This window comes from Halobellus captivus, from assembly GCF_003697845.1.
GTDB lineage: Archaea > Halobacteriota > Halobacteria > Halobacteriales > Haloferacaceae > Halorubrum > Halorubrum glutamatedens.
In genome coordinates this window covers 153875-180196 of record NZ_RDQE01000005.1, presented here as the reverse complement: position 1 = coordinate 180196, position 26322 = coordinate 153875, and the positions used below count along the sequence as shown (strand labels likewise).

Sequence of the window (26322 nt, the reverse complement as noted above, 5' to 3'; positions counted from 1 at the left end):
GGGAGAAGGGAGCGTGCGGAGTCGCGGTTCAGGCCTCGTCGGGGGCGATCGTTCCGCCGTACTTCATGAAGACGAACGCGAGCCCCAGGGTGCTCACCATGGCGATGAACGTGGCGATGGTGAGCGCACGGGCGCTGTCGGGGACGAACACCGCGCTGCTTTCACCGCCGCCCGTGTCCACCGTCGGGACGTCCTCGCCGACCGCGAGTCCGGCGTGCATGCCGACCGAGGTGTGAGGGACGCAGTGGTAGTGGGTGATGCCGGCGTCCTCCTCGGTCACCTCGTACTCGTAGGTGTATCCCTCCTCGTCGACGGGGTCGCCGCTGTCGAGGGAGGCCGGCCCGCCGTCCTCGACGGTCTGGACGTTGTGGGCACCGCCGTTTCCGGTCCACTCCCACGTGATCGTCGTTCCCGTGTCGACCCACAGCTGCGTCGGATCGAACGCGAGTCCCTGGTCACCGGCGCCGACGGAGACCGTCACCTCGCTTTCGCCGCGGGCGTCCTGGTACGATCCCACGTTCCCGTTCGTGGCGCTCGGCCAGTCCGGTTCCTCGCTCCCTCCCTCCTGTCCCGCGGCGGTCCCCGTCGCGGCCGTGGCTCCGCCGACGGCGGCAGCCGTGCCGCCGGCGGTCCGCATGAACGTGCGCCGAGAGACGTCGTCCGTGCTCATGGATCCGGGTTCGTCGCCGCCGATAGTGAATATGTTGGTTCCGCTCGCTCGGAACCGGTGACGGCCGCCCCCTCCGGTCGGTCCGTCGGCCGCTTCCGGTCGGTCCGCCAGCCCCTTCCGACCGACCGCCAGGGACGGATCCCGACCCGACCGATCTCAGCGCACCGAATCGAGCAGCAACCGCTGTTCGACCCGTTTGACCTCGTGTTGGACGTCCCGGACCGCGTCGATGTTCGCGGAGATGGAGGAGACGCCCTCCTCGACGAGGAAATCGACCATCTCGGACTTCGAACCGGCCTGTCCGCAGATGCTGGTGTCGACGCCGAGTTCGCGACACCGCTCGATCGTGTCGCCGATGAGCCGGAGAACGGCGGGGTGGAGCTCGTCGAATCGGTCGGCGACGTGTTCGTTGTTGCGGTCGACGGCGAGCGTGTACTGGGTCAGGTCGTTGGTGCCGAAGGAGGCGAAGTCGATCCCCGCCTCGGCGAGCTCGTCGATCTGGAGCGCGCTCGCCGGCGTCTCGATCATCACGCCCCACCGGTGCGTCTCGGGATCGATCCCCGCATCGCGCATGTGGCGTTTCACGCCCTCGAGGTCGGCGGCGTCGTTGACCAGTGGGAACATCACCTCGAGGTTGTCGTACCCCATGTCGATGAGCCGCGCGAACGCGGCGAGCTCCTGACGGAACGGCTCTGGTTTGTCGAGGCTCCGACGGACGCCCCGCCAGCCCAACATCGGGTTGTGCTCGTTCGGCTCGCCGTCGCCGCCCTCGAGATCGCGGAACTCGTCGGTCGGCGCGTCGATCGTCCGGACCCGAACCGGCCGCGGATAGAACTCGTCCGCGACCCGCCGGACGCCCTCGATGAGCTCGTCCTGATACGCCCGCTTGCCGTGGTCGGCGATGTACTTCTCCGGCGTCTTCCCGAGCGAGAGCACCATGTGCTCGATCCGGAGCAGGCCGACGCCGTCCGCGCCGGTTGCGGCCGCCCGCTCGCCGGCCTCCGGGATCGAGACGTTCACCTTCACCTCCGTCGCGGTCATCGGCTTGACGGGCGTCTCCGGCCGCGCGGCCTCGACCGGCTCGAACTCCTCGCCGGACTCGGCCGTCTCGTCGGCTCCGGCACGGACGGTTCCCTTGTCGCCGTCGAGCGTGACGCCTCCGCCCTCCTCCAGCACGCGGGTCCCGTTGCCCGTGCCGACGACCGCCGGAACGCCGAGCTCGCGGGAGATGATCGCGGCGTGGCTCGTCATCCCTCCCTCGTCGGTCACGATCCCCGCGGCGCGCTTCATCGCGGGCACCATGTCCGGCATCGTCATCTCGGTCACGAGCACGTCGCCCTCCTGGACCTGGTCGAGGTGGTCGAGCTTCGTCACGATCCGGACGGTACCCGACACGACGCCGGGGCTCGCGCCGAGCCCGTCGACGAGGACGTCCGAGTCGTCGTTCGCGCCGTTTCCGCCGTCCTCCGCCCCGGAGCCGCTTGCGTCGCCGTTCCCGTCGGCCGCGGCCCCGCCGGTCGAGGCATCGACGCTTCCCGCAGTCGCGTCGTCACCGGCCTCCTCGCGGATCGTGGTGATCGGCCGCGACTGGAGCATGTACACCTCGCCCTCGTAGATCGCCCACTCGACGTCCTGGGGGGTGCCGTAGTGGTCCTCGACGAGTTCGCCGAGCCCGACCAGCTCCTCGATCTCCGCGTCCGAGAGGACGCGCTCGTTCCGTCGGTCCTCCCCGACCTCGAGCTGGACCGTCTCGCCTGACTCTGGATCCTTCACCATCTCGACCTTCTTATCGGCGATCGTGACGTTCTCCACGGCTCCGCGGCCGCGGTCGTACACGTAGTTGTCCGGGGAGACGGTGCCCGAGACGACCGCCTCGCCGAGCCCCCAGGCGGCCTCGATCGTCATCTGTGGGTCGCCGGTCGAGGGGTGGCTCGTGAACAGCACGCCCGACTTCTCGGCGTCGACCATCCGCTGGACGACGACCGCGATGTCGACGTCCTCGTGGGGGAAGCCGCGCTGTTGGCGGTAGTAGATCGCCCGCTGGGTGAAAAGCGACGCCCAGCACTCCTTCACGCGCCGGAGGAGGTCGGCCTCTCGGACGTTGAGGAACGTCTCCTGCTGGCCGGCGAACGAGGAGTCTGGCAGGTCCTCGGCGGTCGCCGAGGAGCGGACGGCGACGAACGCCTCCTCGCCGTCCTCGCCCATCTCGCGGTAGCTCTCCAAGATCCCCTCACGGACCGGCTCGGGGAACGGGGTCTCCGTGATCAGCTCGCGGGCGGTCGCCTCCGCCTCCCGGAGCGCCGCGGAGTCCTCGGGATCCACGTCGACGGCGGAGAACAGCTCCTCGTCGATCTCCGCCTCCTCGATGAACTCACGGTAGGTCCCCGCCGTGACGACGAATCCCGGCGGAACCGGCAGCCCCGCGCCGATGAGTTCACCCAGCGAAGCTCCCTTGCCGCCGACGGTCCCGATGTCGTCGGCGTCGACGTCGTCCAGCCAGAGTACTGCCATTCGTATGTTCGGTGGATATACGACCCACCGTATGAATCTTCCGAACGAACCACCCGCGAATAAAAGATTACTCGAGACCGAGTTGTCGGCGTCGATCCGACCGACATGGCTCGAGAACGACGGATCGCATACACCGTGACGGATCACATCGAGACGGATCACATCGAAGACCATCGAACACGCGTGGTCCCGACGCGAGATCGAACACAGCCGATCGGCAGTACGCTCCGCCGGCGGCTCGAGGACGAGAGAGGGCCGAGTTCGTCGCGGGCGTGACGAACCGACGAACGGTCCGTATCCCCCCTCACGCTCCCGTCCGACCTATACTTACTTGCTGCTCGAATATCGGGATCGATCACATGTTACGGGTATTGTAACACCTGTCGCCGTCACGCCTCCGCGAGCCGCCGGCGTTCGTCCCGAAGGAGCCGCTCCCAGAGGCCGAACAGCCGGCTGTCGAGCCCGTAGGCGGCGTCCACTCGCGCGACCCAGTCGTCGTCGGCGAAGAGCAGCTCCTGGAACCGTCGGATCTCCGGAGAGAGGCGGTCGCGGTCGCCGGCGTAGTACGACAACGACTCCTCACGCGCCCGTTCGACGAGGTCGCCCGGGACGTCGATCCCGTCGGCGCGCGCGGCGTGGACGAACCACTCCAGATGGAGGAGCGCGGCCGCCGCGAGGAACCGCTCGCGGAACCCGGAGACGCCGTCGAGCGCGGGCCGCCCGTCGACGACGACGTCCCGCGGCCGCGAGAATCGCGGGGCGGTCGCGGTCACGTCCGCGGTGGCGGCCACCTCGCGGGCCGCTCGCCGAAGCCGCCACTCCCCGTACCTGACCGGCGCGAGGAGGCCCAGTTCGTACCAGAGCGGCATCCACTCGCAGTAGGGCTCCGAGAAGACGCCGTCCGCGAGCAGCGTCGTCGCCACCGACCGTGCCGCCGCCGGCGAGAGGTCGGTCGGGTCGGTCGCCAGCGCGTCCGCGACGTGCTCGCCGTCGACCTCGGTCGCGCCGGGCAGGCCCATCCCCTCGGCGACGTGACGGGTGTACGCACGGCTCGCGGCGTACCAGTCGGCGAAGTCCCGCGGCGTGGTCAGTCGGAGGAGGCCGAATACGGTGATGGCGAACGTAGGTTCGGCGAGGTCAAAACCGCTCCGGCGGATCGGGGTCGTCGTCAGCGAGCGTGTCGGGATCGTCGTCAGCGAGCGCGTCGTCCAGTCCCCACTCGCTCGCCCGTTCCCTCGCCTCGCTGCGCGCCTGCTCCCGGATCGCCGCGATCCGGTCGTCGTCCGCGAGGAACGCCGCGACCGCGTCGGCCTCCTCGCCGTCCTCGTCCGCTAGGCGGTCGGCCGGCGCGGCCTCGCGCGTTCGCTCGGCGAGGTCGCGGTCGTCGGCGAGCTCCGTCGCCGCCGCCGCGGGCGGGACCCGGAGCGCCTCCTCGTCGTGGGCGGCCCGGAGCGCCTCGGGTGCGACCGCGTACAGTTCCACCCGATACGGACCGGGTACGGCAAGCTCGGCGAGCGCGTCGGCACCGCCGCTGTCGGTCACGGTGTTGTACGCCAACACGGGAACGCCCGCCTCGAAGGTGAGCACGCCGCGCGCGTCGCCCGAGAGCAGCAGCGTCTCCTGGGGAACGACCGTCGCGTACCCCGTCAACGACCGCTCGAGCGCGGCGGACAGGGTGGTCCCGACGTCGGAGACGACCCGCGAGCGGAGGAGGTCGCCGCGGGGGATCTCGAGAACCGGCGCGTCCGTCGACCCGCTCATGGGGTGTCGGGGACGACCGCGCTCTTGAACCGCGCCGCCACCGCGTCCTCGTCGCCGTCGCGCACCTCGAGACGGGCGGCCGCCTCGCGGTACCGCTCCGCGGGCTCGCTGTCGGGCGCGTGCGCCAGGAGCGGCTTGCCCGCCCGCCGCGCCGCGCGGACCACGTCGCTGTCGGGCACCTCGGCGAGCACCGGCCCGCCGAAGTGTCGGCTCGCCTGCTCGGCGATCGCGGCGGCGGGCTCTCTGACCTTGTTGAGCAGCACGCCGGCCGTCTCGGTGCCGTACGAGCGGGCGTACTCCTGGACCTTCAGCCCGTCCGAGAGCGCGGGGATCGTCGGCTCGACGACGACCACGACCCGGTCGGCCAACACGATCGGCAGCACCGCCGACTTCGATCCCAACGCGGCCGGCGAGTCCAGAAGGAGGACGTCGGTGTCCCGCGCGAGTTCCGCGACGACCGTGCGGAGCCGCGCGGGGTCGGCCGCCGAAAAGCCCGCGAGCGAGGTGCCACAGGGGACGACCGAGAGCCCGAACCGCTCGTAGGTCGCCTCCGAGACGTCGGTCGCGGTCCCCTCGACGAGGAGGTCGTGGAGGGTGACCGCCGCGTCGTCGAGCCCGGTGTGAAACAGCAGGTTCGCCATTCCGGTGTCGGCGTCGACGACGGTCACGTCGTGCTCCTCGGCGAGCGCCATCCCGAGCGCGAGCGTGCTCGTCGTCTTGCCGGTGCCGCCCTTGCCGCTGGCGACCGCGAACGCCTCGACCATGCCTCCTCCACCGTGTCGATCCGCTAAAAACTGTCTATCGGTCGGACGTGCGCGCGGGTGACGACGGACTCGGACTAGGCACTTGCGCGTGCGTCGTCGGCATCGTCCCCATCAACGAGCGGGTAGTCGACGTGTACCTCGATCCGATCGAACGGAACGAGAGGTCGTATCGCGCCGCCCGGGCCGCCCTCCTCCAGCGTGAGGATGCCCAGCACTTCCAGCTGCTTGAGGTCCGAGTGGACGTCGGACACGTCGCGATCGACGAGGCGGGCCGCCTCGCGCATGCTCTCGGGACCGTTCTCCGCGATCGCCCGGACGAGTTCGAGGCGAAGCGGCGTGAGGCTGTCGATGAGGTCGTCGTACGTCCCGAATTGGAGCGTCGCCGTTCCTTCCTGGTCGTCGAGACCGTCGGCCTCGACGTCCCTGACGAACTGGAGTGCGTCCCCGCGGAGCTGTTCTCGGTCGCCGACGGTGATGTGAAGCGTGGTCATGGGTGGGTGAATCGGTGGATCGGGTGGTGGTCGGTCAGTACGGCCGGGGTGGATCGCCGCCGACGGCGTCCCAGTACTCGTCCGTACTCGCCCAGAACTCGACGAGCCGGTCCTCCATCCCCGGGAACTCGACGTCGTCGACGTCGCCGGCTGCGGTGTGATGTTCGTGGCCCTTCGTGTCCTCGTGGGAGTTGTCGTACCGGACGAGCGTGAGATCGTCGAGGGTGCCCAGGTGGAGCGTGTACTTCCAGCCCGAGGGGTACGTCTCGGTGGCGTCGGTCGGCCGAAGCACGACGTTCTCGACGAGGCCGGATTCGACGTGCGTGTACTGAAAGAACGGTTCCTGGGCCATCCCTCTCGGCGTTGGGACGGCAGCCAACACCATAAGCGTTGGGTGTGTGACCAACATCGGGACCATGGCGGAGACGTCGGGGAGTTCCGTCACGGGACCTCGGGGCATAGCGCGCCTCGGGGTTTCACGATGCATTCGTTTCGCTCGTCACCGGGAACAGCGCTTTTGTCCGTCCGGATCAATACTCCGTCATGGTCGAGACGATCACCGCCGACGAGTTCCGCGACATGGTCGACGCGGCACGACGAGGAGAGCGCTCCTTCGCCGTCGTCGACACCCGTCCCGCGGAGAGCTACGAGGGCTGGCGGATCGCCGACTCGATCAACTACGTCTACAAGCCGTTCCACACGTTCGACCGCGACGAGTTCGAGAGGGCGACCGGGATCGGACCCACGGAGGCGGTCGTGACCGTCTGCGCGAAGGGGAAGTCCTCACACGCGCTCGCGGACGACCTCGCGGCCGCCGGCTACGACGACGTGTACGCCATCGACGACGGCATGCGCGGCTGGTCGGCCGTCTACGACCACGCGTCGGTCCCGCTGTCCGACGCCGGCGACGGGCCCCTCGACGTCGTCCAGATCCAGCGCCGCGCGAAGGGGTGTCTGGGGTACCTCGTCGTGGGCGGATACGGGGACGAGAACGAGGACGACTCCCGCGTCTCCGTCGCTGGTTCCGACGGCTCCAGAGTCGCCGTCGCCGTCGACGTCTCCCGACACGGCGAGGAGTGGCGGGCCGCGGCCGCCGAGCACGACGCGTCGATCGCGGCCGTGCTCGACACCCACGTCCACGCCGACCACCTCTCCGGCGGCCGTGCCCTCGCGGACGAGTTGGGGGTTCCATATCTCCTCCCGGCGGCGGCCGAGATGCGCGACGTGGCCTACGAGTTCGAGCCGATGGAACGCAACGCGACCCTCGACGTCGGCGGGATCGACGTGAAGGCGCTCGCGACGCCCGGCCACACCGACGACATGGCGAGCTACCTCGTCGGCCGGTCGGCCGTCCTCACGGGCGACACCCTCTTCACCGACAGAGTCGGGCGGACGGAGCTCCAGTTCGCGGCGGGCGAGGAGGATAACGAGGGCAACGACGGGGACGGCGGAGTGGGGAACGACGGAGATGACGGGGACGTCGGCGACGGGAACGACGGGGACGTCGGCGACGGGAACGATGAGACGACGGACGAACGGGCAACGGCCGGCGCGAGACGCGGTGCGGAGCGGCTCTACGACTCGCTCCATGGCACCCTGCTCGCGGAGCCGGACGGCGTCGTCGTGCTGCCAGGGCACTTCTCGGTCGCGAACGACGGCACCACCGGGAACGTGGTTCCGGGCGAGCCGGTGGCGACGACGGTCGGCGCGGCCCGGACCGGGATCGACCTGCTCGGGTGCGACCTGGAGGCGTTCGTCGAGGAGATAACGGCGACACTGCCGGAGAAGCCGCCGAACTACGGCGACGTGATCGCGGCCAACCGCGGGGTCGAATCGCCGCCGGACGAGGTCGCCGCGACCGACCTCGAACTCGGCCCGAACCGCTGTGCGGCCGAGCCCGCTCCGGAGCCCGAGGCGGACGACTGAGAGCGGGACCGACGGCGGAGCCGGACCCGGAAGCTCACTCGTCCTGCAGATCGGCCTCCCGCAACGCCTCGTTCAGGTCCTCCCGGACGCGCTCGCCGGTCTCGCGGTCCATCGCGGTCGTGACGATCCGGTTCTCCTGGACGCTTGAGCCGTCGCGGAGGAGGAGCCGGACGTTGCCGTTCGTGCCCGCGCGAGTCGCCTTCGCGCGCAGTCCCGTCCGCGAGCCGGTGCCGCCGGCGTCGATCGGGCCGGGGACGACCTTCTTCACGTGCGGGTGTTCGGCCACCGTCCGGATCGCCCGTCGACCCTTCCGGTCGCCGATTAGCGTCGAGTGGGAGCCGCCGATCTTCTCGCGCGGCGGCGTCTCGACCACCGCCAGCGCGCGGTCGCCGCGGCGGTCGAGTACCCAGTCGACGACGTCGTCGACGTCCCCGTCCGGCACGCGATAGAACTCGTGGTGGAGCTGTGCGCGCGTCTCGCGTAAGGGTTCGCGAGCGCCGGCGGCGTACACGGTCTCGGGACGCTTCCGGCGGATCTCGTCGGCGACGCGCCCGGCGAAGTTGCGGAGCTGGACGTGGCTCAGCTCCTCGTCGTCCTCCGGGCGAGTCGTGATCGCCGTCCGCCCGACGACGTCGTCCTCCTCGAGCATCGTCAGCTCCGCACGCGCTTCGGAGAACGCCACGACGACCGCGTCGCTGTTGGCGGTGTTACAGGTCAGACAGTAGTCCCCGGGCTTCTCCAGGGGCGTCCCACACCGCCGGCAGTTCATACCTGTCGGAGACGCGTGGTGAATAAAAGGCCGTCCGTTCGGGTTCGCTCCCCTCCCCTCTCGAGCCCGCCGCGGTCGGTCCGGGCGGAGCGACCCATATTAGTCGATGCCGCACACAGGAGACGTATGGATGTCGACCGATCCGGACCTGGCGGGACGGAGGGGGAACCGGACGAGGCGGACGGTGGACCGGACGGGACGGAGGGAGCACCTGACGACGGATCACCCGGGCCTATCGAGTCACTCGTCGAGGACGCGGTCGACGGGGAGTGGGCCGACCAGCTGTTCCGGAGCGGGCGGACGAACGCGCTGATCGCCTGGGCGATGGTCGCGGTGCTCGTCGGGACGTTCCTCGAGAGTCTGCTCGAGTTCGACCTCCTCTCGATGGCTCTCACCGCGGCCGTCGTCGCGGTCGTCGTCGCCCCCGCGGTTGCGGCGCGCGACCCGCGAGCGATGCTCCCGTGGGAGCTGCTCGCGATCGCGCTGTTGCCGGTGTTGGTCAGTGCGCTCTTCGGCGGGGATCTGGGCGTCTTCGCGGTCTACCTCGCGATCGCGGCGCTCGCGCTCGTGATCACGGTCGACCTCCACATGTTCTCCTCGCTGCGGGTGACCCACTGGTTCGCCGTCGTCCTCGTCGTGATGACGACGCTGGCCACCGCCGCCGCCTGGTCGATCCTCAGGTGGAACCTCGACCGTCGCTACGGCACCTCGTACCTCACGACGAACGAGGCGCTGATGGTCGAGTGGATCTACGTGACGCTCGCCGGGCTCGCCGCCGGGATCCTCTTCGACGTCTACTTCCGGCGCCGCGGACGGCGGCTCCGCCGCGTGCTCCGGCGGGTAGTGCGCCGATGACGCTGCTCCCGCGGCCGTCGATCCGGAACCAGAAGCGACTCTCCCGGACGATGCAGGCGGTCCTTGTCGGGATCGTCCTCTACGGGGTCGTCGCCGGCGCGCCGAAGGCCATCTCCAACGGCGGGATCGCGCTGCTCATCACGTTCGTTCCGGCCGCCCTCGAACGCAACTACGAGGTCCCGCTCGACCCCTGGCTGGCGCTGTGGATCACGAGCGCCGTCTTCCTCCACGCCATCGGGTCGGCCTGGTTCTACACGCAGATCCCGTGGTGGGATCACCTCACCCACTCACTCTCGGCCTCGCTCGTCGCCGGCGTCGGATACACGACGCTGCGCGCCGTCGACCTCCACAGCGACGAGATCCGGATCCCCGACCGCTTCGCGTTCGTCTTCATCCTCCTCGTCGTTCTCGCGTTCGGCGTCGTCTGGGAGCTGTTCGAGTTCGGGCTCGACGTGATCGCCGGTGCGACCGGTATCACCATGCCGCTCGCCCAACACGGCCTCGACGACACCGTCCTCGACCTGATGTACAACTCCGTCGGCGCGCTCCTCGTGGCGACGTTCGGACAGGCACACCTCACCGGCGTCGCGGAGCGGGTCCGCGAGGGCCTCCTCGCGCGGTCGGGCGGTTCCGGGGAGTGAGGCGTTTCGGGGCGCCTCCACCGTCGTCAGTCAGTCGAGACACGCCGCGACCACCCGCAGCGCGGCCTCGCCACGAACCTCCTTCGCCAGGAGGGGCACCCGTTTCACGTCGCGGCCGCGGAAGAGGTCGGTCGCGTCCCGGAGCGCGGCCTGCTGGACGTCCCAGCGTCGCGCGCAGAACTCGCAGTGCTCGGGGTCGGGCTCGACGATCCACTCGGGGTCGACGTCGGCCACGTCGCTCACCCGCTCCATCACGCGATTGACGACGAGCGTGTTCACCGGGATCTCGAACTCGTCGAGGCGGGCGACGAGTCGCTCGGATTCGACCACGCTCATCTCCTCGGGGATGGCGACGACGCGGAAATCGGTCCGGTCCGGATCGCGTAACACGTTCCGGAGGCGCTCGATCCGGGCCTGAAGCTCCTCCAGGTCGGCGCTCGGGTCCCCCTCCTCGTCGTCGCCGCCGAACATCCCCTTGATCCCGTCCATCATCCCGGAGAACCGCTGGCGGAGCGTCATCACGCGGCCGATCATCGAGTCCATGATCTCGGGCAGCTGAAGGAGTCGGAGGGTGTGTCCCGTCGGCGCGGTGTCGACGACGACCCGATCGAACCGGGGATCGTCGAGGTACTCCAGTAGCTGCCGCATCGCCGCGGCCTCGTCGGCGCCGGGCATCGTCCCGCCGAGCAGCCCGGGGGCGTCCCCACCCTGCTCCCCGACGCCGCTCCCGTCGCCCGCGCCGCCCATCCCCTCGCCCATCTCGCCGAGTCCGCCGAGCGGGTCGCCGTCCGCGCCGAACATCCCCTCCTCCATCGCGGCGTCGGGATCGATCTCGGCGGCGTAAAGCGGCACGTCCTCGTGGACCACCGCGGGCTCCGCGGGCACGTCGATCCCGAGGGTGTCCGAGAGCGAGTGGGCCGGATCCGTCGAGACGACGAGCGTCGGGACGCCGCCGGCCGCCGAGGAGAGCCCGGTCGCGGCCGCCATCGTCGTCTTCCCCACGCCGCCCTTTCCGCCGTACAGCACGTACTCCGGCGCGTCCACGCCCCGAGGGAGGTCCTCGCCCGCGACCGCCTCCACGTTCGCGTCCTCGTCGGCCCCGGCGTCGCCCGCGGCGTCCTCGTCGTCGACACGGTCGACGGGCTCGACGTCGATGTCGTCCATGCTCGCCACTGGCGGCGGCGCGCTTGTGTACCCGTCGGTCCGGTCGCGGAACGACGACCGCGTGAGAAGGAGATCCGTCTACGGCGACTCGTCGAGCCGATCCACGACGGTCTGGAGGTTCGCCTCGGTCTCGATCTCGCGTTTCACCTGCTCGCGCCGACGAACCGCCGCGGAGTCGGCGTCGTACGCGCGGACGTACTCCGCGCGGGTGTGCTCGTCGAACGCGTGCCGGATCGCGAAGTAGCCGTCCGGGACGATCGTGCCGCACACCTTACACTCGTGGCGCTGGTGTTCTCGTGTCTGGTGGAGAACGGCCGACTCCACGTCCTCGAAGACGGCGTCACACCCGTCGATGCCGCACGCCCAGGGAACCATACTCCACGGTTCCCGCCGAGCGGATTAACGGTTTCCCCCGAGGCCGCGGGCGTCCGTCGGTCGCCCGCCGGTCGTCCGAGACCGATCGTCGACCGCGAACGATACGTCTTTGGGCGGCTACGCGTACCTCCGATCGTGAGCCGAGCCCGGACGCGCGTCGACGCCCACGTCAAGGTCCTCGACGACCGCGTCGTCGCCCGCGCGAAGGAGCGCGGGATCGACGCGCTCGTGTACGCGCCTCACTTCACTCGACTGCCGACGGTCCACGAGCGTGCGGCCCGCTTCTCCGACGACGATCTGACCGTGGTCCCCGGACGCGAGGTGTTCACCGGCGACTGGGGCAACCGTCGACACCTCCTCGTGATCGGTCTCTCCGAGCCCGTTCCCGACTACATCACGTTCGAGGGAGCGATGGCGGAGTTCGAACGCCAGGACGCCGCGGTGCTCGTTCCGCACCCCTCGTTCGCGACCATCTCGCTCACTCGACCCGAACTCGCGGCCCACGACTCTCGGGTCCACGCCGTCGAGACGTACAACACGAAGCTGCTCTCACACCAGAACGACCGCGCACGCGACATCGCGGACGACCTCGACCTCCACGGATTCGGCTCCTCGTACGCACACCTCCGGCCGACGGTCGGGGAGGCGTGGACCGCGTTCGAGAGGGACCTCCCCGACGCCGAAGCGGTCGTCGAGGCGTTCCGCGAGGGACGCCCGCGGACGGTCGTTCACCGTGGCGGCCTCGGCCACCGGCTCCGCGGCCTCATCGAGTTCGGCCATCTCGCCTACGAGAACACCTGGGCGAAAGCGGACCGACTCTTCCTCTCCGGAGAGGCGCCGACGCTCCCCTCCAACGTCGCCTACGAGGGCCGGTTCGACGACGTTGCCGTCTACGAGTAGCGAACCGTGAGAGGCATCGGCGGCGTCAGATCCCGATCCCGGCGGTCGCCGACGAGAGGTCCACGTCGAGCGAGACGACGTAGGTGGTGACCGCCCAGAAGGCCGCGATCTCGAGGGCGGTGATGATCACGGTCACCAGGTCGGCGTACTTGCTGCTCGTGGTGACGCCGAACGGCAACGAGAACTCCTCGTCCGAGAGCGGGTGGAAGAGCGCGATCCCGCGGCGGCTGCCGACCAGGTCGAGGACGTAGTGGGTCAACACGCCGACCCAGACGAAGTGGAGGTTGTCGAAGACGACCGGGTACGCGAGGACGACCGCGAGCACCGGGAGGCTGTGGAGCGTCTTCCGGTGTTTCCCGAAGGCCGTGTCGACGTCGGGGAACAGCGCCCCCAACACGATCGGAACCGTGATCTGGACGACCTTCCGGGCGGTGTCGACGTCGACTCCCGGCTCCAGTACGAAGCCGAGCCCGACGGCGAGAAGCAGCGCGTTCAACACGTGGCCGCGTTTGTTCATACCCCGGTCTCTCGCGGCATCCACTGAAAAGGCACGGATCGCGGGACGGGATCGCCGCAGGTCGTGGTCGCAGTGTCCCGGTCGTGGTCGTCGTCGGTCGCAGTGCTCCGTTCGTGACCCTTGTCGGCCGCCCCCGCCCGCTTCTGCCAGCGTCGAAAGAGCCACGGGGGGCGCTCCCCTGGGTCCGACATGGAGTACGAGGAGCCGAAGTTCTTTCACGTGATGAAGTACGGCATCGAGGCCGACCGCGACGTCATCGACATGGTGAGCGGCAACCCCGACTGGGAGCCGCCGACCGCGCTCCGCGAGGCGCTGGCGGCGTACGCGGAGCTGCCGCCCGCCGAGTTCCAGTACCCGCCGAGCGAGGGGATCCTGGACCTCCGCGAGGCGATCGCCGCCCGACGGGGCATCGACGTCGATCGGATAATTCTCACAAACGGAACGGGCGAGGCCAACTACCTCGGGATGGCCCGGGCGCTCGAGCGCGGCGCGGGCTCTGAGGCGCTGCTCTTGGACCCAGTCTACCCGTACTACCCCGGAAAGACGGAGCTGCTCGGCGGCGAACCGACGCTCGTTCCGACCGAGCGCGACGGCGGACTCGACGTCGACGCGATCCGCGAGGCGGCGAGCGAGGAGACCACGCTCGTCGTCCTCAACACGCCGAACAACCCCACGGGGGCCGTCTACGATATCGGAAAGATACGCGAGGTCGTCGAGATCGCCGCCGAGGTCGACGCGCTCGTCCTCGCCGACGAGGTGTACGACAGATTCGACCACACCGGGAGCTTCGAGTCGGCGCTCTCGCTCGGCTCCGATCGGGTGATCGTCACGAGCGGCTTCTCGAAGTCGATGGCGATCACGGGCTTTCGCGTCGGCTACGCGATCCTTCCCGACGAGCACGTCGACGCGGCGAAGACGCGACACATGCTCGTGAACGTCGCGGGTTCGCGACCCGCCCAGTACGCGGTCTCACACGCGTTGGAGGCGACGGAGCCGGCGTACTACGCGGAGGCCCGCGAGCGGCTCGCCGATCGGATCGACGCGTTCACCGAGGCGCTCGACACGGCCGGCGCGGAGTACGCGCGCCCCGACGGCGGTTTCTACGTGCTGGCGCGGTTCGACGGCTTCCCCGGGACGATGGAGAACGTGAAACGGCTGATCGACGAGGCGGGCGTCGCGGGGATGCCCGGCGACACGTTCGGAACCGCCCGCGACGACTGGATCCGGTTCGCCATGGTGACCCCACGGTCGCTGGAGGCCGCCGAGCGGCTCGTCGATTACTTCTCGGAGGAGTGAGGACCCGATCCCGGCGTGTCCGCCCTCATCCGACGACGTCGACGCCGGTGACCTCGATCCGCGTTCCGCCCTCGCGGCTCGCCGTCGCCCGTATCTCCCACCCGTGCGCCTCGGCGATCTCCTTCGCGATGTTGAGCCCGAACCCGGTGCCGTCGGTGGCGGTAGTGTAGCCGGTCTCGAACACCCGTTTGCGGTCGTTTTTCGGGATCCCCGGGCCGTCGTCGGCGACGTAGAACCCGGCTCCACCGCCGTCGACGGCCCGCGTCGTGGTGTACATCGGCTCGACGATCTCGACGCGGACGGTCACGCCGTCCCCGCCGTGCCGTACCGCGTTTCCGAGCAGGTTCTCGAGGAGCTGTCTCGTCCGTCCCGGATGTCCCCGGATCTCGCGATCGGCCTCGGGGTCGACGACGAGCGTCGCGTCGCCCGTCTCGACGCTCGCCCAGGACTCCTCGACCGCGTCCGCGAGGGTGACGCGCTCGACCCTCGAGACGGTCCGTCCCTCGCGGGCGAGCGTCAGGAGGTCGGCGACGAGCGCCAGGCTTCGGTCGACCGCGTCGGCCGCCGGCTCGAGGTGCTCGCTGTCGCACTCGCCCCGGGCGAGGTCCAGTCGCCCCTGCGCCACGTTGAGCGGGTTGCGGAGGTCGTGTGAGACGACCTCGACGAACCGCTCGAGGCGGTCCCGGCGACGCTCCGCCTCGCGTATCGCGCGGGCGGACTCGACCGCGCTCGTGACCCGACGCGCGAGGAGGACGTACCCCTCGATCGAGGGGCTCGTTCGGACGTAGTCGGTCGCGCCCGCCGCGAGGGCCTCGGCGGCGGCGTCCTCGGTTCCCCCGTCGGCGTAGAGGACGACCGGAAGCTCCGGATCGCGGGCTCGAAGCCGCTCGACGAGCCGGAGACCGCCCTCCTCCGGCCGATCGAGCACGGCGACGACCGCGTCGTCGCTCCCGTTCGCGACCCGCTCGATCGTGCCGTCGACGTCCGCGATCGGATCGACCCGGAGCCGGTCGTCCTCGCCTTCGAGTCCGGCCGCGACGCTCCCGGCCGCGTCGGCGTCGGAGCCGACGAGGAGGATCGACATCGGACTCCCGGTAGCTGCCATGGCTCTCGATCGGACGTCTCGGGCGAACGGTGTATATTTATTCCTCTGATCCGGCAAGGTTCGAACGTGGCTCACCGCCGCGTCGGAAGCCCCCGGTCGCGGACCGCCTCCCGGTATCGCGCGGCGAGCTCGCGGACGACGAACCGGTCCCGTGGGTCGACACCCACCGCATGCAGGGTGAGCAGGTAGGCAACGAGCCCGACGACCGTCCCGGCCGCGGCGCCGGACGCTCCGTCGACGGCGGTCCGGACGGTCAGCATGACGGCCCCCATGACGACTCCGGCCGAGAGCGGGACGAGGAACGTCCGGTCGAACGGCCACAACCCCTCGAACCGACGGAGCAGCAGGACTTGGAGTCCGTTCTGGACGGCGATGGCTATCGAGGTGCCGAGCGCGGCTCCCACGAGCCCGTACCGGAGCACGAACGCGTAGGTCAGCCCGACGTTGAGCGCGGCGAGCAGCCAGTCGAGCGCCATCCGCGCGTACTGGTGGTCCGTCATCATGAGGAGCCAGCCCGTCGCGCCGACGGCGCTGCCGACGAACACCCCGCCGAGGTAGACCACGAGCGGGAGGTACCCGCGGACGTACGTCTCCCCGAACAGCGCCAGGAGCGGCTCGCCGTACACGGCGAGCGTCGCGATCACCGGGAGCACCGTGGTGACGATGAGTCGGGTTACCGACGAGTACACCGCGTTGAGCGTCGCCATTCTGTCGTCCGCGTACAGCTCGGAGGCGACCGGCGGGAGGAGCTGATTGAAGGACAGAAGCGGGATCCACGCGATCGAGACCAACACGAGGACGACGTTGTACACCCCGGCGGCGACCGCGGTGAGGAGCGCCCCGACGAGCAGCACGTCGATCCGGTTCTGGAACACCTTCCCGAGGCTGCTCATCGCGACCGGCGCGGCGTGGTCGTAGAACCGCCCGACCTCGCGGCGCGCGCCACGGAGGGTCGGGGTGATGCCCGTCGCACGCATCGAGACGGGGACGCCGACGCCGACGAGGAGCGCGGTACACGCCACTATCGCGCCGGCGACGCCGACGACGGAGTAGCCGAGCGCCACCGCGCCGGCCGCGCCGACGAGCCGGACCGCCGGCCGGAGCAGCTTGTTGAACAGGACCTCGCCCCGCGCCGAGCCGATCGCCCGGAAGACCGCCCCGGTGACGGTGACGAGGCCGATCAGGCCGACGAGGACGCCGAAGAGCCGCATGGTCGGCGGGAACGCCGGATCCGTTACGGTGAGGTCGTTCACCCGCGGGGCGGCGACCCAGACGCCGAGCGCCATCGCCAGCCCCACGGTCGCGGTCGTCGCGTACGCCAGCCCGACCACCCGGGACCGGTAGGCCGGATCGTCGGCACCCGGAACGAACCGCTGGAGCGCCGGCACGCTTCCGAAGGGAACGAGCCGCACGAGCACCTGGGCGATCCGCCACGCGAGCGCGTACACGCCGTAGGTCGCCGGTCCCAGCCCGCGGGCCAGGACGAACTCCGTCGCGGTCATCAGCCCCCGCTGTGTCGAGAAGGCGCCGGACGTGACGACGGCTCCGCCGGCGATCGTCACCAGCGCGTCGCGTTCGTCCTCCGGGATCTCCTCACCTGCCTCCATCGTCGTGTCGGTTCCCACGGTGGTTCGTCCGACCGAAGCGTCGTCCGCGGATTAAGCGGTTCGCTCCGCGTCTCCGGCGAGGCGTGCCGGTTCCCGTCGATCCCTATCCGAAGTTCTCGACCTTCGCGGCGTCGGCGTCGCCGCCGGCGGCCTCGATCGCCTCCCGGGCGTCGTCGACGAAGCCGGCGAAGCCGTAGACGAAGACGGCCTCGTCGTCCGCGCCGGTCAGCGCGTCCCCGACCGCCGCCGTCAGCTCCGCGTCGCCGTCGAGGGTCTCGATCGACGCCCCCCGATCGCGGAGGTCGTCGAGGCGGGCCCCGTGGGCGGGGTCGTCGTCGCGGTAGACGACCGCCGCCTCCCCGCCGTCGTCGAGCGCGCGACGGGCGATGGCGACGGCCGGTCCAACGCCGGGGCCGCCGGCGAGGACCACGACGCGTCCCTCGCCGTCGTAGTGTTGGTCGCCGAAGGGGCCCGAGAGCGACATCTCGACGCCGGCCCCGATGTCGGCGAGGAACCGCGAGAAGTCGCCGCCCTCCTCGACGTCGATCCCGACCGTGACCTCGAAGGTTCCCTCGGTCGTCGGCGAGGAGAGGGTGTAGAAACGCGAGACTGACTCGCCGTCGATCTCCGTCCCCAGCTTCACGAACTGGCCGGGCTCGGCGTCGAACCCGGCGGGCGTATCGAACCGGATCGCGTACGTGTCCGACCCGACCTCCTCGACCGACGTCACCGTGACTGTCGCGTCCATACGCCCCGTCGGTCCCTGACGCACAAACGTGTTCTCGTCTCGTCGGGGGGACCGGTTCGCCCGAGTCGGGTCGATGGGTTCGACGAACGTCGAAACGGACTCCGACGGTCGGTGTCGATAGCGACGGATCCGGTTGACGATCGACCACCATCTACGCGTTCGTCCGGCATCCGAGGTCGATAAAGCGACAATATTCGCGAAAAATAGGACGTACGTTGAATAACCGCCGGATGCCGCCATCCAGAAGCCTTTTGATGAGTCCGAGTGAACCGTCGACATAGAATGGCTGCGGACTTCAACTGGGCCGTCGGCGGGGAGGCCGGCGACGGCATCGACTCGACGGGCAAGATCTTCGCGCAGGCCCTGTCTCGATCGGGTCGACACGTGTTCACGTCGAAGGACTTCGCTTCGCGGATCCGCGGCGGATACACCGCGTACAAGGTGCGAACCTCCGTCGACAAGGTACAGAGCGTCGTGGACAGACTCGACGTGCTCATCGCGTTGACTCCACGGACCATCGAGGAGAACCTCGAGGAGCTCCACGAGGGGTCCGTGATCATCTACGACGGCGAGCGAACCACGATGCAGAACGTCGAGATCCCCGAGGGCATGATCGGCATCGACGTGCCGCTCAAGCGGCTCGCCGAGGAGGCCGGCGGGGCGATCATGCGGAACGTCGTCGCGCTCGGCGCGGCGTGTGAGGTCGCGGAGTTCCCCATCGAGAACCTCGATTCCGCCCTCGAGAAGCGCTTCGGCGACAAGGGTCAGAAGCTCGTCGACAACAACAAGGAGGCGGCCCGCGCCGGGCAGTCGTACGTCGCCGAGGAGTACGACGCCGACTTCGAGTACGACCTCGAGACCACGGACGAGGACTACGTCCTGCTCAACGGCGACGAGGCGATCGGCATGGGCGCCATCGCGGCCGGCTGCCGGTTCTACTCCGGGTACCCGATCACGCCCGCGACGGACGTGATGACGTACCTCACCGGCCGCCTCGAGCGGTACGGCGGTCACGTCGTTCAGGCGGAAGACGAGCTGTCGGCGATCAACATGGCCCTCGGGGCCGCCCGCGGCGGCGCGCGCGCGATGACGGCGACCTCCGGGCCGGGGATCGACCTGATGACGGAGACGTTCGGGCTCGTCGCCACCTCGGAGACCCCGCTCGTCATCTGTAACGTGATGCGGTCGGGTCCCTCCACGGGGATGCCGACGAAACAGGAGCAGGGCGACCTGAACCACATGCTGTACGGCGGCCACGGCGAGGTGCCGCGGTTCGTGCTCGCGCCCACCACCGTCGCGGAGTGCTTCTGGAAGACGGTCGAGGCGTTCAACCTCGCCGAGAAGTACCAGCTCCCCGTCTACCTCACGGCGGACCTCTCGATGGCGGTCACCGAACAGACGTTCGCGCCGGACACCTTCGACATGGACGAGGTGGAGGTCGACCGCGGCTTCGTCGTCGACGACGCGTCGGTCGAGGAGCACCTCTCGGAGAGCGGCGGGTTCATGCCGCACGAGCTGACCGATGACGGCATCTCCCCGCGGGCGTTCCCGGGGACCGTCGACGGCGCACACATGTCGACCGGCCTCGAGCACGACGAGCAGGGCCGGCGAACCGAGGACACGGAGATGCGCGTCGAGCAGGTCGACAAGCGCAACCGCAAGGTGGAGTCGGCGAGGGAACGCGAGGACTGGAGTCCGCGGGAGTTCGGCGACGCCGACGCCGAGAACCTCGTGATCACGTGGGGGTCGAACGAGGGCGCGCTCGCGGAGGCGCTCGACCTGCTCGAGGCGGACGACGTCGACATCCGCGTGCTCTCGGTCCCGTACGTCTTCCCGCGGCCGGACCTCTCGGACGCCGTCGCCGCGGCCGAGAACGTGATCGTCGTGGAGTGTAACGAGACCGGACAGTTCGCGAACCTCGTCGAACACGACGTGTTGGAGCGCGTCGACCGGATCAACAAGTACGACGGCGTGCGGTTCAAGGCCGACGAGCTCGCACGAGAGATCGGAGAGGCCCTGGAGACGGGGACGGAGGCCACCCAATGAGTTCAGACGTTCGATTCACCGACTTCAAATCCGACAAGCAGCCGACGTGGTGCCCGGGATGTGGCGACTTCGGGACGATGAACGGGATGATGAAGGCCCTCGCGGAGACGGGCAACGATCCCGACAACACATTCGTCGTCGCCGGCATCGGTTGTTCGGGCAAGATCGGCACGTACATGCACAGCTACGCGCTTCACGGGGTTCACGGCCGGGCGCTTCCCGTCGGAACCGGCGTCAAGATGGCGCGTCCCGACATCGAAGTGATGGTCGCCGGCGGCGACGGCGACGGCTACTCCATCGGCGCGGGCCACTTCGTCCACGCCGTCCGCCGGAACGTCGACATGACCTACGTCGTGATGGACAACCGCATCTACGGGCTCACCAAGGGCCAGGCGTCGCCGACCTCCCGCGAGGACTTCGAGACGTCGACGACGCCCGAGGGCCCCAAACAGCCCCCGGTCAACCCGCACGCGCTCGCGCTCGCGTCGGGCGCGACGTTCATCGCGCAGTCGTTCTCCTCGGACGCCCTGCGTCACCAGGAGATCATTCAGCAGGCCGTCGAACACGACGGCTTCGGCTTCGTGAACGTCTACTCGCCGTGCGTGACGTTCAACGACGTGGACACCTACGACTACTTCCGCGACTCGCTCGTCGACCTCGCGGAGGCGGACCACGACCCGACCGACTACGACGCCGCCAAGGACGTCATCCTCGACTCCGACAAGGAGTACCAGGGCGTCATCTATCGGGACGACGAGTCGGTGCCGTACCACGAGCAGCACGGCGTCGACGAGAACATGTCCGACATTCCCGACGGCGCCCCCGAGAACGCGACCGACCTGGTCCGCGAGTTCTACTGAGCGTCGCGGCGTCCTGTTACGCCCTTTCGGTCGTACCGTTCGACGTTCGAATCTCGATCACCCTCACCGTTCGAATCCCGTCCTCCCGGATCGGTCAAAAACGGCCGATGACGGCGGGTTCACCCGGAAACCCGTCCCGTTTCGGCAAACCTAATTACACGGGTCGGCATGTACGCGGTATGTCCGACCGTTACGACGTCGCGATCGCGGGTGCCGGGCCGGCGGGCGCACAGTGTGCCCGCGATCTGGCCGCCCGCGGGTACGACGTCGTCGTTCTCGAGACGGAGGCCGAAGCCGAGTTCCCGCGGCAGAGCAACAAGTCGACCGCGGGAACGTTCCCCTCGATGATGTCCGCGTTCGGGATCCCGGACGACGTCGTGATGTCCTACACCGACGACGTGGTGTTGGAGTCGCCGAACGACTACTACGAGTCCTACCAGCCGGGCGCGGTGTTGGAGTTCGCCGATTTCAAGCGGTATCTCGTCGCCGACGGTCGCGAGAAGGGTGCGGAGTATCGCTTCGATTCGCGGGTGTCCCGGCCCATCCTGGACGACGACGGCGTCATCGAGGGCGTCAGGTACGCCGGGGACGAGGAGGTGTACGCCGACGTCGTCGTCGACGCCACCGGACCGGCCGCGCCGATCGCGAGCGCGCTCGGCGTGGTCGACCTCGAACGCGAGAACCAGGCGATCGGCATCGAGTACGAGATGGAGAACGTCGATCTGGACCACCCCGAGTACGCCGACCTCCGGCGGGCGATGATGCTCCGGCTCGACCACGACATCGCTCCCGGCGGCTACTCGTGGATCTTCGCCACCGGCGAGGAGAGCGCGAAGGTCGGGCTGTGTTACATCCAGAACGACCGCCACCGTGAGGCCGGCGAGGAGGGCAAGACGATCGACGGCTACCTCGAGGGGTGGCTCGAGTCCGACCCGCGCTTCGCCGACGCCGAGCGCCTGGAGGGGAAGGTCCACCGCGGGTCGGCACACATCCAGCGACCCGGACGAATGCACACGGACGGCTTCCTCGCCATCGGTGACACGGTTCCCACCATTGACCCGCTGTGGGGCGAGGGGATCCACAAGGGCATGAAGTCCGCGCGCGCCGCGGCGATGTCGATAGACCGGTGTTTCACCGACGCCGGCCGCCCGACCGACGCCGAGAGTCTCGCGATCTACGAACAGCTCTGGCACCGCGACGTGGCCCCGCGGATGAACTCGCGGCTGGTGCTCACCGAACTCCTGTACCTCGCGCCGAACGAGCGGTACGACCGACTCATGCGCGACCTCCGACGGACCGACGAGGACACGCTCGCGGCAGTCAATCGCGGGGACAAACGGGCGATGCGGAAGCTGATCCACCTCGACGACCTTCCGATCCTGACGAAGTACCTCCGCCAGCGGTTCGGGTCGTCGCAGTCGCTCCGGTCGTCGTGATCGACCGATTCGCCGTCGTCGATTCGCCGTAGCCGACTCACCGCGGAGGATCGGTTCGCCGCGGTCGATCCGGCCGTTTCGACCGTCGGCCGACCTAGCGCTCGTCGATCGGCACGAACTCGGCCGCCTCGGGACCGGTGTACCGCGCCCGCGGCCGGATGAGCCGGTTGTCCGCCTGATACTCGTGGACGTGAGCGATCCAGCCGCCGACGCGGCTCATCGCGAAGATGGGCGTGTAGAGGTCCATCGGGATCCCCATCGCGTCGTAGACGGAGCCGGAGTAGAAGTCGACGTTCGGGGCGATCCCCTTCTCGACGAGCCCCTCGTCGGCGAGATGCGACTCGATGGCGGTGGTGTACTCCAGCCACTTCCGGTCGCCCGAGGAGTCCGCGAGGTCACGAAGCTTCCCCTCGAGGATCCGCGCGCGCGGGTCCTTCACCTTGTACACGCGGTGGCCGAACCCGGGGATCCGGCGGTCGTTCTCTCGCGCGTCCCTCACCCATTCGACGGGATCCTTTCCGGACGCGTCGACCTCGTGGAGCATCTCCATGACGTCCTGGTTCGCGCCGCCGTGAAGCGATCCCGAGAGCGCGCCGATCCCGCCGGTGACGCTGGAGTAGACGTCGGCCATCGTCGAGCCGATCACCAGCGCCGTGAACGTCGAGGCGTTGAGGCCGTGGTCGGCGTGGAGCGTCAACGCCATGTCGAACGTCTCCTCGCTCACGTCGTCCGGCTCCGTCCCGGTGAGCATGTACAGGAAGTTCCCCGCGTGCGAGAGGTCCGGGTCGGGGTCGACGGCCGCTTCGCCCTGACGGGCGCGCTCGAAGGCCGCCAGGACGGTGGGTATCTTCGCCGTGATCCGTGCGCCCTCCGCGAGGACGCCCTCCCCCTCGGCGTCGCCGTCGTACGCCGAGAGCATCGAGACCGCGGTGCGAAGCGCGGCCATCGGTCGGTCGCCGGCGTCCGCGAGCGTGCGGACGGTCGAGAGCACCTCGTCGTCGACGGCTCGCTCGGCGGCGAGCTCCGCCCGGAAGTCATCGAGCTCCGCGCGCGTCGGAAGCGAGCCGTGCCAGAGCAGGTGAAGCACCTCCTCGTAGCTCGCGCCGCGTGCCAACTCCTCGATGTCGTACCCGCGGTAGACGAGCTTCCCGACCTCCCCATCGACGTGACTGAGTTCCGACTCCGCGACGAGGACGCCTTCCAACCCGCGTTTCAGCTCGTTCGACATGCCATGACCTTCCGACCACCGCCAAAAAAGCGTTATCTTTCGGGAAGGACCGAATACGACGATCGTGGTACGCCGCAGCGGCGACCGACGACGATCGCGTCAGCGGGCGGGGACGACGGTGATCGTCCGCTTCCGATCGATCGCGTCCTCCAGCTCCTCGGCGATGGCCGAGCCGCGCGACACCTGCACCTCGCCGCCCTGTCCCACGGTGGCGGTGAAGAGGTACTCGCCGTTCGCGCGGACCTCGACCGTCTCGCCGACCCCGGCGTCGACGTCGAGGACGACGTGTCTCGAGGTGATCTCCGGCTGCACGACGGAGCCGCGCTCCTCGCCCACCTGTCCGTCGGGTCCCCCGCTCGCGCCGCCGCGGCCGTTTCCGCCGGGATCGCCCCCGGCCGAGCCCGCGCCGCGACCGCCCGGCTTCTCCGAGTGGGTCCGCACGTCGATCTCGATGCCGAGACGTCCCTCGATGTCGCTTATGCGGCCGCCGCCCTTGCCGATCACGGTGCCGATGTCGCCCTCGTCGACGTACACGATCGCCCCGTCGTCACCCTTCAGTTCCACGTCGACGTGGCCGTGTGCGACCGAGCGGATCTCCCGTTCGATCTCCTGTTTGGCGATGCGCCCGACGCCGGTCTCCGTCCCGCCGTCCTCGCCGTCCTCGTTCAGCGGAACGGTGACGACCTGGCGGTTGAAGGTGTATATCTCGAACTCGGGCCGGCCGGTCTCGAAGTTCGACACCTGGATGACCGGTCGCGCGAGGTCCTCGGCCGTGAGCCCCGCGGGCACCTTCACCTCCGTCGTCACGTCGTAGACGGTGTGGACCTCGCCGGCCTCGATGTAGACGACCGTGTCGACGATCTGCGGGATCATCCCGAGCTCGACGCGGCCGACGAGCCGCTGGAGCGCGTCGATCGCGCGGGAGGCGTGGACGACGCCGACCATCCCGACGCCGGCCATCCGCATGTCCGAGAACACCTCGAAGTCGTTCGTCTTCCGGACCTCGTCGTAGATGGTGTAGTCGGGCCGGACTAGGAGGAGCGAGTCGGCCGTGTTCTCCATCTTCCCGCCGAGCGCGCCGTACTGGGTGATCTCCGGGCCGACCTGGAGGTCCCGGGGTTTCTCCATCGTCTTGACCGCGTAGTCGTTGTCGTTGAGGAACTCCGCGACCGCCTGTGCGAACGTCGACTTGCCGGCTCCGGGCGAACCCGAGATGAGCACGCCGCGTTTGCGCTCGAGGAACCGCTCGCGGAGCTCGTCCGCGAACTCGTAGTCGTCGAGCGTCGTCTTCGCGATGGGGCGAACCGCCGTGATCTCGATCCCGTCCGCGAAGGGCGGCCGCGCCACCGCGATCCGGTAGTTGCGGTACTGGACGATGTCCATGCCGTCGTCGGACAGCTCGATGAACCCGTCCGAGGACTGCCGTGCGAGGTCGACGATCGAGTTCGCCAGCTCGGCCATCCGCTCCTCGCTCGTCTCCGTCTCGTCGATGACGACGTAGCGCATCTCGCCGAGCGAGCCGCGTTTGGCCTTCGGCTTCGTCCCCGTCTTCAGGTGGACCGACATCGTCTCGTCGGTGAAGTACTCCTCGATGGGGAGCTCGTCGACGACGCCGCGGGCGACCGGCTCGACGTACTCGACGTCGATCCCCTTCGCGCGGGCGACCTCCGCCTGGACGACGTCGCTGGAGAGGAGCGTTGCGTCGTTGTCGGCGGCGACGTCGCGGATGAGCGCGTCGACGTCGCCCTCGGCGGCGTGCGAACGCTGGTCGCCGCTCGGGCGGTCGCCGACGTACCGTAGGTCGATGCGGCCCTCGTCGCGGAACGCCGCGAGCCGCTTGAGCTCCTCGAGTCCGTCCCACCCCGACTCGAGTCCGTCGTTGGCCTGTGACTCCAGCTCGCCGACGACGGCCTCGGGGACGACGACCGTCACCCCCTCGTAGCTGCCGTCCTCGACGCGTTCGGACACGCGGCCGTCGACGACCGCACTGGTGTCCGGTACTACGTTCATGGCCGAGTTCCGGGCGGGAAGCGTATAAGGGTGTTCGACCGGCACGGAAGGGGGTTCCGCCGGGCGTCTGTCCCGCGTCAGTCGTTCGGGTCGACGTCGTCGTCGAGATCGACGACCTCGGTGACCGTCTCGACGACGTCGATGTCGCGGGCGCGGTACGCCTCCACGAGACGATAACAGACGACGTAGCTCGGCACCGCCGCGACGGCCGCCAGGATGACGTTCCCGACGACGAGCCGCACCACGATCTCCGGCCCGGCGGCGAACGAGACGTCGCCGACCTCCGCGGGCGTCACGCCCGGAACGGGGCCGAGGATCGCCACGCCGAGCGTGAAGCTGGCGGCGTACACTCCCCACTTCACCGCGGGATTGAAGACGACGACGGACGCCACGAGCGCCGCACGGTTGATCCGGTCGAACGCCCACGCGAGCACGACGAAGACGAGCAGGCCCGTCCCGAGCGTGGGCAGCATCGTGATGAACACGCCCACGGAGAAGCTTCCGGCCGTCTCTCTCACCGTGTACTCCTCGCCGAACGAGTGCTGGATCTCGGTTTTGACCCGAGCGATCCACTCGTTCGTCCGACGGAGTATCATCCCTCTCTCCTACGCCGTCGAGGAGAATGTAGTTACCGGCCCCGGC

Annotated in this window: 25 protein-coding genes; 8 read left to right on the top strand and 17 right to left on the bottom strand. The window is 69.3% G+C overall.

Annotation, left to right across the window (positions count from 1 at the left end):
- Positions 1 to 28 precede the first annotated feature (28 nt).
- The 7 genes from EAO78_RS07650 to EAO78_RS07620 form a co-directional block, all read right to left on the bottom strand.
- A complete protein-coding gene (locus EAO78_RS07650) occupies positions 29 to 670 on the bottom strand; it encodes a halocyanin domain-containing protein (RefSeq protein WP_122105259.1) in 642 nt (213 codons plus the stop codon).
- A 156-nt stretch (positions 671 to 826) separates the two neighbouring features.
- Positions 827 to 3181: a phosphoenolpyruvate synthase gene (gene ppsA, locus EAO78_RS07645; protein WP_122105258.1), complete on the bottom strand. Its 2355-nt coding sequence runs from the start codon at positions 3179 to 3181 to the stop codon at positions 827 to 829.
- 389 nt (positions 3182 to 3570) lie between these two features.
- Positions 3571 to 4200: a hypothetical protein gene (locus EAO78_RS07640; RefSeq protein WP_122105257.1), complete on the bottom strand. Its 630-nt coding sequence runs from the start codon at positions 4198 to 4200 to the stop codon at positions 3571 to 3573.
- 118 nt (positions 4201 to 4318) lie between these two features.
- Entirely contained in the window at positions 4319 to 4942 is a 624-nt protein-coding gene (locus EAO78_RS07635; protein WP_122105256.1) for a hypothetical protein, read from the bottom strand.
- Positions 4939 to 5706, bottom strand: coding sequence for a nucleotide-binding protein (locus EAO78_RS07630; RefSeq protein WP_122105255.1), 768 nt, complete (start codon positions 5704 to 5706; stop codon positions 4939 to 4941). The genes EAO78_RS07635 and EAO78_RS07630 overlap by 4 nt, the downstream gene beginning before the upstream one ends.
- Positions 5707 to 5780: 74 nt before the next feature.
- A complete protein-coding gene (locus EAO78_RS07625) occupies positions 5781 to 6197 on the bottom strand; it encodes an HVO_A0114 family putative DNA-binding protein (RefSeq protein WP_122105254.1) in 417 nt (138 codons plus the stop codon).
- Positions 6198 to 6231: 34 nt separating this feature from the next.
- The gene (locus tag EAO78_RS07620; RefSeq protein ID WP_122105253.1) at positions 6232 to 6549 is read right to left on the bottom strand and encodes a toxin-antitoxin system TumE family protein; all 318 of its coding nucleotides are present in this window, start codon (positions 6547 to 6549) and stop codon (positions 6232 to 6234) included.
- Positions 6550 to 6740: 191 nt separating this feature from the next.
- Here EAO78_RS07620 and EAO78_RS07615 point away from each other — a divergent pair, with 191 nt between their 5' ends.
- Positions 6741 to 8123 carry an MBL fold metallo-hydrolase gene (locus EAO78_RS07615; RefSeq protein WP_122105252.1) on the top strand — a complete coding sequence of 461 codons (1383 nt, stop codon included), beginning with the start codon at positions 6741 to 6743 and terminating at the stop codon, positions 8121 to 8123.
- Positions 8124 to 8157: 34 nt separating this feature from the next.
- Here the strand turns inward: EAO78_RS07615 and EAO78_RS07610 are convergent, their stop codons facing one another.
- Entirely contained in the window at positions 8158 to 8892 is a 735-nt protein-coding gene (locus EAO78_RS07610; RefSeq protein WP_122105251.1) for a DUF2103 domain-containing protein, read from the bottom strand.
- A gap of 126 nt (positions 8893 to 9018) precedes the next feature.
- Here EAO78_RS07610 and EAO78_RS07605 point away from each other — a divergent pair, with 126 nt between their 5' ends.
- Positions 9019 to 9747, top strand: coding sequence for a hypothetical protein (locus tag EAO78_RS07605; RefSeq protein ID WP_238987644.1), 729 nt, complete (start codon positions 9019 to 9021; stop codon positions 9745 to 9747).
- Entirely contained in the window at positions 9744 to 10388 is a 645-nt protein-coding gene (locus EAO78_RS07600; RefSeq protein WP_122105250.1) for a DUF2238 domain-containing protein, read from the top strand. The genes EAO78_RS07605 and EAO78_RS07600 overlap by 4 nt, the downstream gene beginning before the upstream one ends.
- 30 nt (positions 10389 to 10418) lie before the next feature.
- Here EAO78_RS07600 and EAO78_RS07595 read toward each other — a convergent pair whose 3' ends face one another.
- Both EAO78_RS07595 and EAO78_RS07590 read right to left on the bottom strand, forming a co-directional pair.
- Positions 10419 to 11552 carry an ArsA family ATPase gene (locus EAO78_RS07595; protein WP_122105249.1) on the bottom strand — a complete coding sequence of 378 codons (1134 nt, stop codon included), beginning with the start codon at positions 11550 to 11552 and terminating at the stop codon, positions 10419 to 10421.
- A gap of 78 nt (positions 11553 to 11630) precedes the next feature.
- The gene (locus EAO78_RS07590; RefSeq protein ID WP_122105248.1) at positions 11631 to 11927 is read right to left on the bottom strand and encodes a DUF7565 family protein; all 297 of its coding nucleotides are present in this window, start codon (positions 11925 to 11927) and stop codon (positions 11631 to 11633) included.
- Between the two features lie 135 nt (positions 11928 to 12062).
- Here EAO78_RS07590 and EAO78_RS07585 point away from each other — a divergent pair, with 135 nt between their 5' ends.
- The gene (locus tag EAO78_RS07585) at positions 12063 to 12827 is read left to right on the top strand and encodes a PHP-associated domain-containing protein (RefSeq protein WP_122105247.1); all 765 of its coding nucleotides are present in this window, start codon (positions 12063 to 12065) and stop codon (positions 12825 to 12827) included.
- Positions 12828 to 12852: 25 nt separating this feature from the next.
- Here the strand turns inward: EAO78_RS07585 and EAO78_RS07580 are convergent, their stop codons facing one another.
- Positions 12853 to 13344, bottom strand: coding sequence for a metal-dependent hydrolase (locus EAO78_RS07580; RefSeq protein ID WP_122105246.1), 492 nt, complete (start codon positions 13342 to 13344; stop codon positions 12853 to 12855).
- Positions 13345 to 13533: 189 nt separating this feature from the next.
- Between EAO78_RS07580 and EAO78_RS07575 the strand changes: the two genes are divergently transcribed.
- Positions 13534 to 14640, top strand: coding sequence for a pyridoxal phosphate-dependent aminotransferase (locus EAO78_RS07575; RefSeq protein ID WP_122105245.1), 1107 nt, complete (start codon positions 13534 to 13536; stop codon positions 14638 to 14640).
- A gap of 25 nt (positions 14641 to 14665) precedes the next feature.
- Here EAO78_RS07575 and EAO78_RS07570 read toward each other — a convergent pair whose 3' ends face one another.
- The 3 genes from EAO78_RS07570 to EAO78_RS07560 form a co-directional block, all read right to left on the bottom strand.
- Positions 14666 to 15745 (bottom strand): sensor histidine kinase, encoded by a 1080-nt coding sequence (locus EAO78_RS07570; protein WP_122105244.1) that lies wholly within the window; start codon positions 15743 to 15745, stop codon positions 14666 to 14668.
- Positions 15746 to 15816: 71 nt separating this feature from the next.
- A complete protein-coding gene (locus EAO78_RS07565; protein WP_122105355.1) occupies positions 15817 to 17352 on the bottom strand; it encodes a lipopolysaccharide biosynthesis protein in 1536 nt (511 codons plus the stop codon).
- A 103-nt stretch (positions 17353 to 17455) separates the two neighbouring features.
- Positions 17456 to 18100, bottom strand: a complete 645-nt coding sequence (locus EAO78_RS07560) for an FAD-dependent oxidoreductase (protein WP_122105243.1) — start codon at positions 18098 to 18100, stop codon at positions 17456 to 17458.
- Between the two features lie 282 nt (positions 18101 to 18382).
- Here EAO78_RS07560 and EAO78_RS07555 point away from each other — a divergent pair, with 282 nt between their 5' ends.
- From EAO78_RS07555 to EAO78_RS07545, 3 genes are all read left to right on the top strand, one after another.
- Entirely contained in the window at positions 18383 to 20146 is a 1764-nt protein-coding gene (locus EAO78_RS07555; protein WP_122105242.1) for a 2-oxoacid:acceptor oxidoreductase subunit alpha, read from the top strand.
- Complete coding sequence (locus tag EAO78_RS07550; RefSeq protein WP_122105241.1) at positions 20143 to 21006, top strand: 2-oxoacid:ferredoxin oxidoreductase subunit beta; 864 nt, start codon at positions 20143 to 20145, stop codon at positions 21004 to 21006. The genes EAO78_RS07555 and EAO78_RS07550 overlap by 4 nt, the downstream gene beginning before the upstream one ends.
- 179 nt (positions 21007 to 21185) lie before the next feature.
- Positions 21186 to 22442, top strand: coding sequence for a digeranylgeranylglycerophospholipid reductase (locus EAO78_RS07545; RefSeq protein WP_122105240.1), 1257 nt, complete (start codon positions 21186 to 21188; stop codon positions 22440 to 22442).
- Between the two features lie 94 nt (positions 22443 to 22536).
- On the opposite strand, the gene citZ is transcribed toward EAO78_RS07545, so the two are convergent.
- From citZ to EAO78_RS07530, 3 genes are all read right to left on the bottom strand, one after another.
- The gene (gene citZ / locus EAO78_RS07540; protein WP_122105239.1) at positions 22537 to 23670 is read right to left on the bottom strand and encodes a citrate synthase; all 1134 of its coding nucleotides are present in this window, start codon (positions 23668 to 23670) and stop codon (positions 22537 to 22539) included.
- Between the two features lie 99 nt (positions 23671 to 23769).
- Positions 23770 to 25680, bottom strand: a complete 1911-nt coding sequence (locus tag EAO78_RS07535; RefSeq protein ID WP_122105238.1) for a PINc/VapC family ATPase — start codon at positions 25678 to 25680, stop codon at positions 23770 to 23772.
- Positions 25681 to 25757: 77 nt separating this feature from the next.
- Positions 25758 to 26276: a DUF2062 domain-containing protein gene (locus EAO78_RS07530; RefSeq protein WP_122105237.1), complete on the bottom strand. Its 519-nt coding sequence runs from the start codon at positions 26274 to 26276 to the stop codon at positions 25758 to 25760.
- Between the last annotated feature and the right edge of the window lie 46 nt (positions 26277 to 26322).

Excerpts from the sequence above, each read along its gene's own strand:
- EAO78_RS07530 (WP_122105237.1), bottom strand. The coding sequence starts at position 26,276 with ATGATACTCCGTCGGACGAACGAGTGGATCGCTCGGGTCAAAACCGAG.
- citZ (WP_122105239.1), bottom strand. The coding sequence starts at position 23,670 with ATGTCGAACGAGCTGAAACGCGGGTTGGAAGGCGTCCTCGTCGCGGAG.
- EAO78_RS07640 (WP_122105257.1), bottom strand. The coding sequence starts at position 4,200 with ATGGGCCTGCCCGGCGCGACCGAGGTCGACGGCGAGCACGTCGCGGAC.
- EAO78_RS07560 (WP_122105243.1), bottom strand. The coding sequence starts at position 18,100 with ATGGACGCGACAGTCACGGTGACGTCGGTCGAGGAGGTCGGGTCGGAC.
- EAO78_RS07555 (WP_122105242.1), top strand. The coding sequence starts at position 18,383 with ATGGCTGCGGACTTCAACTGGGCCGTCGGCGGGGAGGCCGGCGACGGC.
- EAO78_RS07610 (WP_122105251.1), bottom strand. The coding sequence starts at position 8,892 with ATGAACTGCCGGCGGTGTGGGACGCCCCTGGAGAAGCCCGGGGACTAC.
- ppsA (WP_122105258.1), bottom strand. The coding sequence starts at position 3,181 with ATGGCAGTACTCTGGCTGGACGACGTCGACGCCGACGACATCGGGACC.
- EAO78_RS07615 (WP_122105252.1), top strand. The coding sequence starts at position 6,741 with ATGGTCGAGACGATCACCGCCGACGAGTTCCGCGACATGGTCGACGCG.
- EAO78_RS07535 (WP_122105238.1), bottom strand. The coding sequence starts at position 25,680 with ATGAACGTAGTACCGGACACCAGTGCGGTCGTCGACGGCCGCGTGTCC.
- EAO78_RS07570 (WP_122105244.1), bottom strand. The coding sequence starts at position 15,745 with ATGGCAGCTACCGGGAGTCCGATGTCGATCCTCCTCGTCGGCTCCGAC.
- EAO78_RS07620 (WP_122105253.1), bottom strand. The coding sequence starts at position 6,549 with ATGGCCCAGGAACCGTTCTTTCAGTACACGCACGTCGAATCCGGCCTC.
- EAO78_RS07630 (WP_122105255.1), bottom strand. The coding sequence starts at position 5,706 with ATGGTCGAGGCGTTCGCGGTCGCCAGCGGCAAGGGCGGCACCGGCAAG.
- EAO78_RS07575 (WP_122105245.1), top strand. The coding sequence starts at position 13,534 with ATGGAGTACGAGGAGCCGAAGTTCTTTCACGTGATGAAGTACGGCATC.
- EAO78_RS07600 (WP_122105250.1), top strand. The coding sequence starts at position 9,744 with ATGACGCTGCTCCCGCGGCCGTCGATCCGGAACCAGAAGCGACTCTCC.
- EAO78_RS07635 (WP_122105256.1), bottom strand. The coding sequence starts at position 4,942 with ATGAGCGGGTCGACGGACGCGCCGGTTCTCGAGATCCCCCGCGGCGAC.
- EAO78_RS07605 (WP_238987644.1), top strand. The coding sequence starts at position 9,019 with ATGGATGTCGACCGATCCGGACCTGGCGGGACGGAGGGGGAACCGGAC.
- EAO78_RS07565 (WP_122105355.1), bottom strand. The coding sequence starts at position 17,352 with ATGGAGGCAGGTGAGGAGATCCCGGAGGACGAACGCGACGCGCTGGTG.
- EAO78_RS07550 (WP_122105241.1), top strand. The coding sequence starts at position 20,143 with ATGAGTTCAGACGTTCGATTCACCGACTTCAAATCCGACAAGCAGCCG.
- EAO78_RS07580 (WP_122105246.1), bottom strand. The coding sequence starts at position 13,344 with ATGAACAAACGCGGCCACGTGTTGAACGCGCTGCTTCTCGCCGTCGGG.
- EAO78_RS07545 (WP_122105240.1), top strand. The coding sequence starts at position 21,186 with ATGTCCGACCGTTACGACGTCGCGATCGCGGGTGCCGGGCCGGCGGGC.
- EAO78_RS07650 (WP_122105259.1), bottom strand. The coding sequence starts at position 670 with ATGAGCACGGACGACGTCTCTCGGCGCACGTTCATGCGGACCGCCGGC.
- EAO78_RS07590 (WP_122105248.1), bottom strand. The coding sequence starts at position 11,927 with ATGGTTCCCTGGGCGTGCGGCATCGACGGGTGTGACGCCGTCTTCGAG.
- EAO78_RS07595 (WP_122105249.1), bottom strand. The coding sequence starts at position 11,552 with ATGGACGACATCGACGTCGAGCCCGTCGACCGTGTCGACGACGAGGAC.
- EAO78_RS07625 (WP_122105254.1), bottom strand. The coding sequence starts at position 6,197 with ATGACCACGCTTCACATCACCGTCGGCGACCGAGAACAGCTCCGCGGG.